16 protein-coding genes are annotated in these 13,047 nt (G+C 61.4%); 13 read left to right on the top strand and 3 right to left on the bottom strand.

Going from position 1 to position 13,047, the window contains the following annotated elements:
• Positions 1-83: 83 nt before the first annotated feature.
• Positions 84-1,430 (top strand): cytochrome P450, encoded by a 1,347-nt coding sequence (locus WC811_RS15765; RefSeq protein ID WP_372646273.1) that lies wholly within the window; start codon positions 84-86, stop codon positions 1,428-1,430.
• A 6-nt stretch (positions 1,431-1,436) separates the two neighbouring features.
• On the opposite strand, the gene WC811_RS15760 is transcribed toward WC811_RS15765, so the two are convergent.
• Entirely contained in the window at positions 1,437-2,435 is a 999-nt protein-coding gene (locus tag WC811_RS15760) for a hypothetical protein (protein ID WP_372646272.1), read from the bottom strand.
• A 167-nt stretch (positions 2,436-2,602) separates the two neighbouring features.
• Here WC811_RS15760 and WC811_RS15755 point away from each other — a divergent pair, with 167 nt between their 5' ends.
• From WC811_RS15755 to WC811_RS15745, 3 genes are all read left to right on the top strand, one after another.
• On the top strand, positions 2,603-3,289 hold the full coding sequence (locus WC811_RS15755) for an SDR family NAD(P)-dependent oxidoreductase (protein WP_372646271.1): 687 nt from the start codon (positions 2,603-2,605) through the stop codon (positions 3,287-3,289).
• Positions 3,253-3,366: an SDR family oxidoreductase gene (locus tag WC811_RS15750; protein WP_372646270.1), complete on the top strand. Its 114-nt coding sequence runs from the start codon at positions 3,253-3,255 to the stop codon at positions 3,364-3,366. The genes WC811_RS15755 and WC811_RS15750 overlap by 37 nt, the downstream gene beginning before the upstream one ends.
• 72 nt (positions 3,367-3,438) lie before the next feature.
• Positions 3,439-4,299: a class I SAM-dependent methyltransferase gene (locus WC811_RS15745; protein WP_372646269.1), complete on the top strand. Its 861-nt coding sequence runs from the start codon at positions 3,439-3,441 to the stop codon at positions 4,297-4,299.
• An 80-nt stretch (positions 4,300-4,379) separates the two neighbouring features.
• On the opposite strand, the gene WC811_RS15740 is transcribed toward WC811_RS15745, so the two are convergent.
• A complete protein-coding gene (locus WC811_RS15740) occupies positions 4,380-4,559 on the bottom strand; it encodes a DUF1328 domain-containing protein (protein WP_372646268.1) in 180 nt (59 codons plus the stop codon).
• A gap of 259 nt (positions 4,560-4,818) precedes the next feature.
• On the opposite strand from WC811_RS15740, the gene WC811_RS15735 reads away from it, so the two are divergent.
• The 9 genes from WC811_RS15735 to WC811_RS15695 all read left to right on the top strand — a co-directional run bounded on the left by WC811_RS15735 (position 4,819) and on the right by WC811_RS15695 (position 11,517).
• The gene (locus WC811_RS15735) at positions 4,819-5,484 is read left to right on the top strand and encodes a ParA family protein (protein ID WP_372646267.1); all 666 of its coding nucleotides are present in this window, start codon (positions 4,819-4,821) and stop codon (positions 5,482-5,484) included.
• 25 nt (positions 5,485-5,509) lie between these two features.
• On the top strand, positions 5,510-6,226 hold the full coding sequence (locus tag WC811_RS15730) for a glutathione S-transferase family protein (RefSeq protein WP_372646266.1): 717 nt from the start codon (positions 5,510-5,512) through the stop codon (positions 6,224-6,226).
• Between the two features lie 179 nt (positions 6,227-6,405).
• Complete coding sequence (locus tag WC811_RS15725) at positions 6,406-6,657, top strand: hypothetical protein (protein WP_372646265.1); 252 nt, start codon at positions 6,406-6,408, stop codon at positions 6,655-6,657.
• A 274-nt stretch (positions 6,658-6,931) separates the two neighbouring features.
• A complete protein-coding gene (locus WC811_RS15720) occupies positions 6,932-7,579 on the top strand; it encodes a ParB-like protein (RefSeq protein ID WP_372646264.1) in 648 nt (215 codons plus the stop codon).
• Between the two features lie 20 nt (positions 7,580-7,599).
• Positions 7,600-8,292, top strand: a complete 693-nt coding sequence (locus WC811_RS15715) for a VIT family protein (RefSeq protein WP_372646263.1) — start codon at positions 7,600-7,602, stop codon at positions 8,290-8,292.
• Between the two features lie 178 nt (positions 8,293-8,470).
• Positions 8,471-9,466 carry an RluA family pseudouridine synthase gene (locus WC811_RS15710; RefSeq protein ID WP_372646262.1) on the top strand — a complete coding sequence of 332 codons (996 nt, stop codon included), beginning with the start codon at positions 8,471-8,473 and terminating at the stop codon, positions 9,464-9,466.
• Positions 9,467-9,482: 16 nt separating this feature from the next.
• On the top strand, positions 9,483-9,998 hold the full coding sequence (locus tag WC811_RS15705; protein ID WP_372646261.1) for a DUF6790 family protein: 516 nt from the start codon (positions 9,483-9,485) through the stop codon (positions 9,996-9,998).
• A 35-nt stretch (positions 9,999-10,033) separates the two neighbouring features.
• Positions 10,034-10,714, top strand: a complete 681-nt coding sequence (locus WC811_RS15700; protein ID WP_372646260.1) for an HAD-IA family hydrolase — start codon at positions 10,034-10,036, stop codon at positions 10,712-10,714.
• The gene (locus WC811_RS15695) at positions 10,711-11,517 is read left to right on the top strand and encodes an ATP12 family chaperone protein (protein ID WP_372646259.1); all 807 of its coding nucleotides are present in this window, start codon (positions 10,711-10,713) and stop codon (positions 11,515-11,517) included. The genes WC811_RS15700 and WC811_RS15695 overlap by 4 nt, the downstream gene beginning before the upstream one ends.
• Here WC811_RS15695 and WC811_RS15690 read toward each other — a convergent pair.
• Positions 11,514-12,812, bottom strand: a complete 1,299-nt coding sequence (locus tag WC811_RS15690; RefSeq protein WP_372646258.1) for a hemolysin family protein — start codon at positions 12,810-12,812, stop codon at positions 11,514-11,516. The two genes, WC811_RS15695 and WC811_RS15690, sit on opposite strands and share 4 nt — an antisense overlap.
• Between the last annotated feature and the right edge of the window lie 235 nt (positions 12,813-13,047).

The following is a 13,047-nucleotide window of genomic DNA, read 5'->3' as shown; positions in this document are numbered from 1 at the left end:
CAAGCTGGAACCGTTCGGCGCCCGGCTTCATTTGTATTTCGAATAAGTCTCCGATGTCTTAGTGCCGGCACGCGAGCGGATCGATGGCAGTTTTACAGACTTTGCATAAGGGCCTGCCGCCGGGGCCGAGAGGCACGTTGGTCGGCGGCAATCTTTCGCAAATTGGGCCTCGCCGCGTTGACTTCTTTCTGGAGCTCGCGCGCACGTACGGTCCGATTGCGAGTTTCCGAGCCGGGAGATGGCGGCTCTTTCTTGTTAGCGATCCCAGCCTCATTCAACAGGTGCTCGTCACCGACGCGCGCTCATACGTCAAACATTTCGGCGTGCGGACATTCAAGCCCGTGCTCGGCAACGGTCTTCTTACGAGCGAAGGCGAATTCTGGCTGGCGCAGCGGCGTCTGCTTCAACCGCCATTCCTAAAGGCGCAAGTCCTGTCGTATGCCCCTGTCATGGCGGAGTTGGCGGAAGCCATGCTGGCGAAGTGGACGCCGGGAAAATCGGTCAACATCGAATTCGAGTTCAGCGCGCTGACGAGCGCCATCGCGCTTAAAACGCTTTTCGGTCTCGACGATCACGGCGATCGCGAGCGCATCGACAGCAGCCTGCGATTGACGTTCGCGCTTCTGACCGTCCGACTCGACGCGCTGTTCCAATTGCCGCTCTGGCTGCCGACGGCCGCGAACTTCCGGCTCCGGCGGGCGATTGCTGACGTCAACGCGGTGATCGACGGATTTATTGCGCAGAAGATGTCACGGCCGCTCGGCAGCGATCTGCTTTCAACTATGATCGCCGCCCAGCGCGAAGACGGGACGCGCATGACGCCGCAGCAGCTTCGCGACGAGGCGATGACGCTCTATCTCGCCGGGCACGAGACGACGGCGCTGACGCTCACCTGGAGCTGGTATCTGCTGTCACAGAATCCGGAAGCGGAGAAGACGCTTGTGGAGGAATGGCGGCGCGTTCTCAACGGCCGGGCGGCGCAGGCGAGCGATTTGCCGTCTCTGCCGTACACGTCGGCGGTGATCAACGAGTCGATGCGGCTTTATCCGCCCGCTTACGTCATCGGGCGCGAGGCGACGGCCGATCTGGAGCTTGGCGGCTATCGCGTGAAAAAGGGCTACACCATTCTGATGAGCCAGTGGGTGAACCATCGCGACCCGAAATACTTCCCGGAGCCGGAACGCTTTCGGCCCGAGCGATGGCTCGATGGCCTCGCCGCCCGACTGCCGAAGTTCGCGTACTATCCGTTTGGCGGTGGCCAGCGGCTTTGCATCGGCGTGCATTTCGCGCTGATGGAAGCGGCCATCGTGCTCGCGACCGTCGGGCAAAAATACAAGTTTACGCTCGATGCCGATGCGGTGATCGACATCATGCCGCAAATCACGATGCCGCCGAGGTACGGGATGCCTGCAACGCTCGCGCGCCGCTGACGGCTGTCATGACGCCGCTGCGGCAAGTTCTTCCTCGGGCCGTCGCCAGAATGCAAACCGGCGCTTCGGCGCGGGCTCGCCCACGGTCGCCAGCGATGTGATCAACTCGGCGGCGCCGCGAACCACGCGCCGGTTGTTCCAATATCCGGTATGGGCCTGGTGGGCGACCAGCGGCTGCGAGAGCCGGCCGACGCCACGGAGGAACCAGCCTTCGGACGCGACCTCGATGTCGTCGAGCAGCGGCTCGTTCGCGTATGCGTCGTTGAGCGGCTTCAGCGGATAGCCGAGCAGATCGTTGCGGCTGTAATAGTTGAGCCATCGCGCGCGGCTTCGCATGTCCGCGGGAAGGTCTTTTCCGGGAAAGGCTGGGGGATCACTCGGATCGCGCGACGACGTAATCGGCAGGATTCGACCCGGACCGAACGTGAACGTGAACAGCGGCATGTTCGACCCCATCATCACGAGGCCCGCGAGCGTGTCCAAGCGGCGAAACGGCGAACCGTTCTTGAGATGGACGGCGAACTCACGGATCTCCTCGCCTTCCTGGACGAGACGCGTTTCGTCCCAGTTCTTGATGGTGTTCACGTCCCAGATGAAGGACGAGACGATGTGACAGCCAAGCGAGTGACCGATGAAAATCAGCGGCCGGTTCGGCAGATTTTCGGCGTCGAGACTTTCGAGAACGGCGCGGACGTCCGCCTGAATTTCATAGTAGGAAGAATTGCGGAAGCTCTTCGTTTTCTGATAGGCGGCGGCGTCGCCGAGGCCCTGAACGACAAGACTGCGATACGGCGTGACGGGGAAAAGATTTTTCTTCGCGACTGCATCCAGGTACTCCTTCTGGCGCTGGCGGACGCGCTCCGCCCAGAACACCGAACGGAACGTAACGTAGTCGCGGAGCCGCTTCGGCAGGCGCGCCTCGATCGCGGCCTGCATTCCGGCATGATAGCCGGGTGCGAACGTGTGGATGCCGTGTACGAAAACGATTGCGACCGGCTGCGCCATTTTTTCCTCCCTCGCGCGTTCCTCATGACAAGCGGATTGCCGCCGCTCCTTTGGCTATCGGGGGCGCTTGCGGCGTTTGCATGGCGAACCCACAACGACGCGCGCTTTCGCGATTTGGCGCGCTTCGCTAAGATCGCCGGGGCAAAGCCATGTCGGGAAAATATAACATGAGCGCAAAGGTTGTCGCGATCACGGGCGGCGGACAAGGCATCGGCCGCGGCATCGCGTTCGCATTTGCCGAGGCCGGTTATGCCGTCTCCATTGTCGATCCCGCGGCGGACGCGGGCGAAGAAGCAGCAGCACATATTCGCAAGCTCGGCGCGCAGGCGTTTTACGAGCAAGGGGACACATCGCAACCTGAGGACGTTACGCGGTGGATTTCTCGAACCGTCGAAAGTTTCGGCTGCCCGAGTGTGCTCGTCAACAACGCCGGCATCAACGCCAACACGCCGTTCCTCGAACTCTCCGTCGCGGACTTCGACCGCGTGCAGGCCGTCAATGTGCGGAGCACGTTTCTGTGCTCGCAGGCGCTGGCGCGCGAACTCGTCAAACGGCAGCGTGGTGGCGCCATCATCAACATCGCCTCGACACGCGCGTTCATGTCGGAAGCCAATACGGAAGCCTACACCGCGTCGAAGGGCGCGATCGTGGCGCTGACGCACGGCATGGCGATCAGTCTCGGCGGCTACGGCATTCGCGTCAATTCGATTAGTCCCGGCTGGATCGAGACGAGCGACTGGCAATTCTCGAAGCGTGCAAAAAAACTCCTCACCATTCCGCGGCCGACAACGGCCAGCATCCGGTCGGACGCGTCGGCGTGCCCGATGACATCGCAAAAGCGTGTCTGTTTCTAGCGGAAGATGCAGGCTTCATGACGGGCCAGAACATTACAATCGACGGCGGGATGAGCGTGAAGATGATTTATGTTTAGGTTCGCGCGGGCGGTCGCGGCGCTGACGCAATCGCTGGTTACGCGTCGCGTTCCTTTAAAAGGATTTCATGCGTGACCAACGCGACGATCGAGAACGTATCGGATACCGCATTCTGGGTGGCGCATTACCGCGGTGTTGAAACGGAGCGCGCCGACGCGCTCTTCCGCGATCCGTTCGCGGCCGTCCTTGCGGGCGATCACGGCCGACGCATCGCGGAGTCGATGCCACGATCGTTCATAACGTCGTGGGTCATTGCGGTTCGAACGCGCATCATCGACGACTTCATTCTGGGTACAGTCGCAGGTGGCGTCGATACCGTTCTCAATCTCGGCGCCGGACTCGACGCGCGTCCGTATCGCATGGAGCTGCCACCTACGTTGAATTGGATCGAGGCCGACTATCCTGCGATGATCGACTATAAAGACGGTTTGCTCGGGCGGGAATCTCCGCGCTTCAAACTCACGCGCGTGAAGTGCGACCTCGCCGATGCCGCCGAGCGCAGGCAAGTTCTCGCGGATGCCAACGCGCGAGCCAAGAAAATGCTGGTGCTGACCGAGGGCGTCGTTCCGTACCTGAGGAGCGAGGATGTCGGCGCGCTTGCAGATGAGCTCCGCGAGCTCGATCACGCGGCTTACTGGATCGTTGATTATTTTTCGCCGAAGTTGCTCAGGTACCGGCGAGGGGTCATGGCGGATCGGATGCGGAATGCACCCTTCAAGTTTCAACCCGAGGATTGGTTCGAATTTTTCGCGGCGCATGGATGGACGCGCGAAGACATTCGCTATCTTGGCGATGAAGCTGATCGCCTCGGGCGAAAAATAAAGGTGCCGTTGCTTGCTATGCTGTCGATGATTATCGGCGCGACTTTTAATGCGAATGCGCGCGGGGGGTTCAAGAACGCCGCCGGATACGCTCTGCTGCAGCCCCGTTAGAATAAAGCCCCGGCGCTTCGCTGCGCGCCGGGGCCCACCGGTTCAATTCCGAACCGCCGTTTTGGCCCATGCCCAGATGCTTATGTGCCGCGCCGCAACACACCGGCCACCAGACCGATGATCACGAAGACCACAGCCACCATCAACAACATGTGGGCACCGGAAACCGCCGTTCCCGCGACACCACCAAAGCCGAGTGCCGCAGCAACAATCGCGATAATCAGAAAGACAATCGCGTAGTAAATGAGATTACCGCCCATTGGGGCCTCCATTATGAATGTCGTTGGAAATCGAACGCGCGGAAGAGTCTTTAGGTTCCGCCTTGTTGGCGTCTCGCGACGGCGAGCCCCCACAGGGGGCGCCGGCCATTGGAGCATGGGAAACCCCGACATTTTTACCCCGTGGCTGAAGATTAACGAGTGCCGCGGCTTTCCTTGACGCAAAGACGCTTGGCCGCGCTATTACTCGGCGCTAGCCTACAGGCTCAGCACTGAACGTATTCATCCGCCGGTCGATCTCATGCCTGTCGTTCTATCCATCATCGGCCAGAAAGGCGGCGTCGGCAAAAGCACGCTGGCGAGGGCTGTTGCCGTTGTTGCGACGCAAGGCAATCTCCGCGTCAAGCTTATCGATCTCGATATCGGCCAGCAGACGTCCGTGCGCTGGTCGACGACCCGCGCGTCGAGCCGGGCGCTGAAGACCATCGATGCAGAGGCATTTTCAGCCGTCGGAGAGGCGCTGAAGCAGGTGCACGACGTCGATCTCATCGTCGTCGATACGCCCGGTTACCTTTCGCCCGAGACGTTCGAGGTCGCCCGCGCGTCGGATCTGATCATTCTTCCAACCGGCAGCGGCACGGACGATCTCCACCCGACGACGCTCCTCCTCTATGAGCTGGAGCATATCGGGATTCCGAAAGACCGTTTGTGCGTGGCGCTCTGCCGAGTCCTCGATGCGAAAGAGGAACGCGGAGCGCGGCGCTATCTCGAATCGACGGGCTATCCGGCGCTCAACGGTTCGCTGCCCGAGCGGCTTGGGTATCGCCGCGCGCACAATGGCGGCAAATCGGTTACGGAGACGACCGAGTCATCGCTCAACGAACGCGCCAACGAATTGATGGCCAGCGTGCTCAGAAAAATCCTGCAACACGTCCGGGCAGCGAACAGACTCCATTCGGCGCATTGAGCACGGCGGGTGAAGCGGGGCTACGATGATCACGGTCTATGGTTACGTGCCGGCTTGGGGGCTTCCCGACATTAGCCCCTACGTCACCAAGGTCGTCGTCTACATGACATTTACCGGACTGGCGTTTCAGCTCCGGCCGCAAGATCTCTCGCGGATCGATGAAGACGCGCCACATGGCAAGCTGCCTTACATCATCGACAGCGACGGCATGAAGGTCGCGGATTCAAATGCCATTATTGCCTACTTCAAACAAAAGTACGACGATCCGCTCGATGCGGGGCTTTCTCGTGCCGAAGCGGCGAACGCCCTGGCATGGCATCGGCTGATCGAGGAGCATCTTTACTGGAGCGGCGTCATCGAGCCGAGATGGCGATCGGATTCGGGTTGGGAAACATATATCCCGTATATCGTTCCAGGCGCCGAGGTGACGCCCGAACTGCGGGCGGCATTGGATGCCTTTCGCGTCCGTATTCTTTCGGGGTTCGCCGGGCAGGGCATGGGGCGGCGCTGCTCTGAGATCGTGCTCGACTGCTTCCGGACCGATCTCGACGCCATATCCGATTATTTGGCCGACAAGCCATATTTCCTCGGCGACAGGCTGCGCTCGATCGATGCGTCGGTCTACGCCATGCTTCGCCATCTTGCCGATCAGCCGCAGCAATGGCCGGGATCGGGCTATGTTGCGAGCAAGCCTAATCTCGCCGCTTACCTCGCTCGCATTCGCGACGAGCACAACATCTGAGAGATTTAGCGCCTTCGAGCGCAACGTCACCGTTTCATAATTGCTATTGAGCAAAAGCGATTTCATGCAGCTCTTTCAGATGCATCGAACCACGCTGCGAAATCTTGTGCGCATTCGGAAACTTCTCGGCGTCGGACGGGTTTGTCCTGCACTCGACAGCCAAGCAAAAGGAGATGACGATGAAGCTTGTCACAACGGCTGCCCTTATAGGGGCTGCCATGCTTGCCTTCACCGCGACGGCGGCGTCCGCTGCGATCGTGTGCAACGGCGAAGGCGATTGCTGGCATGTAAAAGAGCATCGTGACTACGCGCCGGGTCTTAATCTGCGCGTTTATCCCGACAACTGGAAATGGAAAGAAGCAGAGCATCACCGGTGGCGCGAACACGCTGGCCACGGATATTGGCGTGGCGGCGTGTGGGTCGATCTCTAAATCCTTGGTGCCAGGCGACACGCGTTCCGCGCCGGCCACCAAGCATGTACCTAGACGTATCCCGTCTTGTTTACATCCTCGGGCTTGGCCCGGGGATGTTTTTGTCTGAGCGGAACGATCTCACGGCATTTAATCGAAGAATTGTCCTTTAATATTTGGTAAGTCTGCCGACGGTCCGATATCCACTACAAACCATCTCTCTGGTAGCGATGCCGGACTATTTAATTTCATTCACATGCCGCCGTCCTCGCGCGGCTTCCCCCGGATGGTCAAGATGGCCCAACAAACGACGCAGCCCGACGCTCAGTCGCCGCAACCGCTGCTGCACGCAATCTCAATCGATGATCTCCGGCCGACGCAGATGACCGTCGGCATGCGCGAGGTCGAGCGCAAGCGGGCCGATTGGCGAGGGCTTGCACCAACCAAGACTGGCTCATTCCTTGGCCGTCATATGATCCCCGTCGTGCGCGGCCCGAAGAACCGCTACTACGTCGTGGACCATCATCATCTCGCGCGCGCGCTGCACGAAGAAGGCGTCAAGCAGATCCTGATCTCGCCCGTGGCCGATCTGCGCGCGCTCGAAAAGGATGAGTTCTGGACGTTTATGGACAACCGCGGCTGGATGCATCCGTTCGACAGCGACGGCCAGCGCCAGACGCGTGCCGAGCTTCCGAAGACGATCGCCGATCTTCAGGATGATCCCTATCGCAGCTTGGCGGGCGAACTCCGATTCGCGGGCGGCTACGCCAAGGACACGACGCCGTTCAGCGAATTTCTATGGGCCGATGCCCTTCGCCGGCGCGTCGACACCAAGACCGCGAAAGGAGACGCTGAAACCGCGCTCGTGAAAGCGCTCGAATTCGCGAAAAGCCCGGCCGCAGCGTATCTTCCCGGTTGGTGCGGTCCCCACGCCCGAACGTAGATAGAGCAGGAGGCGAACGCGTGGCGCAACAATCCGAGCAGCACATCGTTGAACGCGTGGGGTGGCTTCGTGCTGCTGTGCTTGGAGCCAACGACGGCATCGTTTCGACCGCGAGTCTGATCGCAGGCGTAGCTTCGGCTGATGCATCACCGAAGTCGATCCTCGTCGCAGGCATTGCTGGGCTCGTGGCAGGCTCTCTCTCGATGGCTGCCGGCGAGTACGTCTCGGTCAGCTCACAGGCCGACGCCGAACATGCCGACCTCGCACGGGAGAGCAAAGAACTCGCCGAGCAGCCCGATTTCGAGCTGCAAGAACTCGCGGACATTTACACCAAGCGCGGCGTGGAACCCGGACTTGCAAAGCAGGTCGCCAAGCAACTCATGGCTAATGACGCACTTGCCGTGCATGCCCGGGAAGAACTGGGGATTTCGGAACTGACAACCGCTCGCCCGATCACCGCCGCAATCGCGTCGGCATCGTCATTCGCCGTCGGTGCGGCGGTGCCCGTTTTAGTCGCTGTTTTCTCACCTGAAGGGCGAGTGACCCTGCTCGTGACTGCGGCTTCCCTTGTCTGTCTTGCCGCCCTTGGCGCGGTTGGCGCTCGCGCAGGCGGGGCCAACGTTTGGCGCGCGACTGCGCGCGTCACATTCTGGGGTGCTCTGGCGATGGCCCTGACCGCCGCGATCGGCCACCTTTCTGGTGCTGCGGTTTAGCTTGACGGATGTGCCGCCCTTCCTCCGGGAAACGATCGGAGCTATACGGATCTGATCGACTTCCGGGATTCTCAATGAAACGATATTTGCTCGCGTTCGGTATCAACGCAATCGGGGCGGGAAAACGATACTTCGTCGGCCGCGTTTTCACTGGCCTAGTTGAGAGGCTCGCGCCCGCATGACCGACGCATCTGCAAAAGTCGAAACGCTGCGCGTTGCCGATGGCGAGGCCGATATGCGCCTCGACCGCTGGTTCCGTGTGCATTTCCCGGAGGTCGGCTACACCTATCTCCAGAAGCTTCTCCGCTCCGGCCAAGTGCGGATCAATTCCAAGCGGGCGCAGGCCAACGACCGCCTGAATGCCGGATCGGAAATTCGCGTTCCTGCGATTGTCCGCCAGCCCAAGAAATCGGGAACGGGCCTGCAGGCCCCCCCCGGTGTCTCAAAGGGCGACCGCGACACCATCGAGAAGATGATCCTGTTCGAGGACGACCACGTGCTGGTTCTCAACAAGCCGTTTGGTCTTGCTGTTCAGGGCGGCACGGGAACGAAGAAACATATCGACGGCATGCTTGAGGGCATGGCGGATCGCTTCGGCGGCGAACGCCCTCGGCTCGTGCATCGCCTCGACCGCGATACGACGGGCGTGCTGCTCGTTGCGAAGACACGCGACGCGGCGGCAAAGCTCGGCCGCACCTTCCAGACGCGCTCGGCCGCGAAGACTTATTGGGCGCTCGTCAAAGGCGTGCCAAAGCCGCCGCAAGGAAAGGTAGAAGCCGCACTCGTCAAGGCCTCAGGCCCGGACGGCGATCGCGTGCGCAAGGCGAGGCCCGGCGAGCAAGAGGTCGCCATGCACGCGACGACGCACTATTCCGTCATCGACCGCGCCGCCCAAAAAACCGCCTGGGTGTCGCTGAAGCCGGTCACGGGGCGCCAGCATCAGTTGCGTGCCCACATGCATCTCATCGGTCATCCCATCGTCGGCGACAACAAGTACGAGGGCGACGTGACCATGCCCGCCGAGAACATGGATAAGAAGCTTCACCTGCACGCCCGCCGCCTCGTCATCCCTCACCCCAAGGGAGGCAAGACGATCGACATCACGGCACCGCTGCCGGATCACATGCGCCGGACATGGGAGCTTCTGGGCTTTGACGAGGAAAAGTTCGAGTAAGGTAGGACGATGCACCATGATTAAAGATGTGATTGCCTTTGCCCTCTCGAATTTTACTCTGACGTTCCTGGTAATCGGTCTGCTGTTCTCGGTCGCGGCAATCGCTAAGGAGCCGAAACCGGTCAGCTCAGCGCTCGTGGTCGAGAAGCTGATTTCCTGGCACGTCTTCTGGGCCATTGGCGTCTGCTTTTTGTATAACTTTGTGATGCACAGCATCTTCGGCAAAACGGCAGCCGCGTTTATCGGCTGGGCCGATAGTCCCTTTCAATTCGAAGTCGGGACGGCGAGCCTTGGCTTTTCCGTGGTCGGCTTTCTCGCAGCGTTCCGGAGCTTCGACCTTCGCCTCGCTGCTATCGTCGGGCCTGGTTTGTTTGCTCTCGGCGCCGGTTTTGGGCACATTTATCAGATCGTCGCGGAGCACAATTTCGCGCCAGGCAATGCCGGAGTGATTTTCTATTTGGACTTCTTGATCCCGCTCTTCGGCTTCGCCCTGCTGTGGCTGCAGCACAGGTTTGGCCGACCTGCCACCTGATTTGCCTCTTTGCGGTGGCGTGCTAGAACGCCCCCATGAAACTCGTTGTTTTCGATTGCGACGGCACAATCGTCGATAGCCAGGCGGGCATCGTGCTGTCGATGGTCCACGCCTTTACCTCGCTGCAGATGACCCCGCCGAGCCGCGAGGCGACGCTGTCGGTCGTCGGCCTATCCCTGCCCGAAGCCTTCGCGATGCTGGCTCCCGACGCCGACAAGGCGACGCGCGCGGCGCTCGCCGAGCGCTATAAGTCGGCGTTCCGCGAACTGAAGCACGACCCCGCCGAGACCGAGATCCTGTTTCCGCAGGCGAAGGAAACGATCGCCCGCCTCGCCGCGCGCGACGATCACCTCCTGGGCATCGCGACGGGCAAGTCGCGCCGTGGTATTGACCGGCTCTTCGATCGTGAAGGCTGGCACGGCAGCTTCGCCACCATCCAGACCGCAGACGATCATCCGTCGAAGCCGCATCCGTCGATGCTACAGCGCGCCATGCTTGAAACGGATGGCAAGCCGGAGGTGACGGTCATGGTCGGGGACACGACCTACGACATGGCGATGGCGCGCTCGGCCGGTGTGGCAGCAATCGGCGTCGCCTGGGGCTATCATACCGTCGCCGACCTTGAGGGCGCCGGCGCGCACATCATCATCGAGCGCTTCGAGGATCTGCCGAAAGCCATCGAAGACGTCCTCGCGCTTGAAAGCCGCGCGGCATGAGCGCCGAAGACGACGACGGCAAGCGTGCGGAGCCCGACTCCTCAAAACCAAAGCCGTCCGGGGGACCAGCGAAGGTCCCCACCGATAGCTTCGCCAAGCCCCTCCCGCGTCGCTTCTACAAAGAGGTGAGCGTCGGCGACGGTGCGCCGTTTCATGTTCTGCTCGACGGCCGGCAGATCAAGACACCGAAGAAGCGCGGCCTCGCGCTGCCGACCCGGGCGCTTGCCGAAGCCGTTGCGGATGAGTGGCGCGCGCAGGCTGACGTCATCGATCCGAGGCGTATGCCGCTGACGCGTTTCGCGAACACGGCCATCGACGCCGTGGCCGATACGCTGAACGCTGTCGCCGCCGACATCGTTGCCTACGCCGGAAGCGATCTCCTTTGCTATCGCGCCGAGATGCCGAAAGAACTCGTGGAGTTGCAGGCGGAACATTGGGATCCGATCGTCGCCTGGGCGAACGAAACGCTCGGCACGGAGTTTCATGTCGTCTTCGGCATCGTGCATAGCGCCCAGCCCGCCGATGCTCTGGCGGCCTTTTCACGAGCGCTCCTTCCCCACGATGCCATGCGTCTGACGGGGCTGCATATCATCACGACGCTGACCGGCTCGGCGCTGATCGCCCTGGCGCTTGCCCGCGACTGGATGAGCGCCGACGCCGCTTGGAAAGCCGCGCATGTCGATGAAGATTATCAAGTCTCGGTGTGGGGCGAGGATGCAGAGGCCGTCGCGCGCCGCCGTGGCCGCCGTGCAGAATTCGACGCTGCCGTGCATTTTCTGACCCTGCTCGGCAAATCGACTTAAGTCACCCGCCGCCGCAGCGGCACGAGGCGGCTGGCAAGAACCTTATCAATGCGACGGCTATCGAGATCGACGACCTCGAACCTCCAGCCGCCGATATCGACGTGCTCGCCCGTTTTCGGAAGGTGCTGAAGGCTCGCCAGCACGAACCCGGCGACCGTTTCATAGGAGCGATTTTCGGAAAGCTCCATGCCGATCTTGTCGGCCATCTCGTCGACGGGCATACCGCCCGAGAACAGCCACGAGCCGTCGTCGCGCTCGACGGCGTGCGGCTCCAGGCCCTCGGCATCGGATTTGAAAACGCCGGCGATGGCTTCCAGGATGTCGGCGGGTGTGACGAGGCCTTCGAAATCGCCGTATTCGTCGTGAATGAGCGCCATCGGCACTTCGGCGTCGCGCAAGACGGACAGCACATCGAGAGCCGCTGCCGTCTCGGGGATCATCGGCGCCTTGCGGATACGCGTTTTGAGATCGAGGGCGTTGCCCGCAAGAACGTCCGCCAGCAATTCGCGCGTCTGCACCACCCCGATCATCTTGTCGGTCGAGCCTTCGCCAACCGGCAGTCGCGAATGCGGCGTCGAGATCAAGCGTTCTTTAATTGCATCTGCTGAGGCGGTGATATCGATCCAGACGACGTCCGTACGCGGCGTCATGATGCCGACGACGGCGCGATCCGCGAGGCGCATGACGCCCGAAATCAACTCGCCCTCGCCGCTTTCGAGCACGCCCGCCGTTTCCGCCTCGGCGATGAGTGTCTTGATCTCTTCGTCCGTAACTTTGTTCTCGCTCTCGCGCGACAGTCCGAGAAGACGGAAGACGAGGCTCGTCGAGGTGTCGAGCAGCCAGACGATCGGCGCCGCTGCCTTGGCGAACGCCGTCATGATCGGCGCGACGACGCAGGCGATGCCTTCGGGGTTGCGCAGCGCGAGCGTCTTCGGCACCAGTTCGCCGACGATGACCGAGAGGTACGTGATGATGGCAATGACCGCGCCGAAGCCAATGGGGTCGGCGAGCGGCTCGCTCAAGCCCAGGGTTTGGAGATGGGCGGACGCAGCTTCGCCGAAGGTCTCACCGGAATAGGCGCCGTTGATCGTACCGATGAGGGTAATGCCGATTTGGACGGCGGAGAGGAAGCGCCCGGGCTGAGCCGAGAGGGCCAGAGCGCTGTTCGCACCCGACCGCCCTGCTGCTGCCATCGCCTTGAGGCGTGGACGCCGGGCGGAAACAACTGCCAGCTCAGAAAGCGCAAAAAGGCCGTTGAGAAGAACAAGGGCCAGGACGATGAGGACTTCGGTCACGATGTTCGCGGCCGACGGATTTGCGTCCTAGCCACTCCAAGTTGTTGAGGAACACCATGCTATGGGGTCGGCCCGGTCAAATCAAGACCGGCGACCGCGCAATAAACCGCTAGCGCTGGCGGCGTTCTCAGCAAGATTGTGACATCTGTTCACTGGGGGCAGACCCAACACGTCTTGTCTGTTCTGTGCGCGGACCGAATAAATACCGCCCGATCCGCCGTAGGACCGGCTTGTC

It is taken from the genome of Hyphomicrobium sp., assembly GCF_041659645.1.
In the GTDB taxonomy this organism is placed as follows: Bacteria; Pseudomonadota; Alphaproteobacteria; order Rhizobiales; family Hyphomicrobiaceae; genus Hyphomicrobium_B.
The sequence above is the reverse complement of the archived record's forward strand: the minus strand, read 5'-3'. Positions and strand labels throughout refer to the sequence as shown.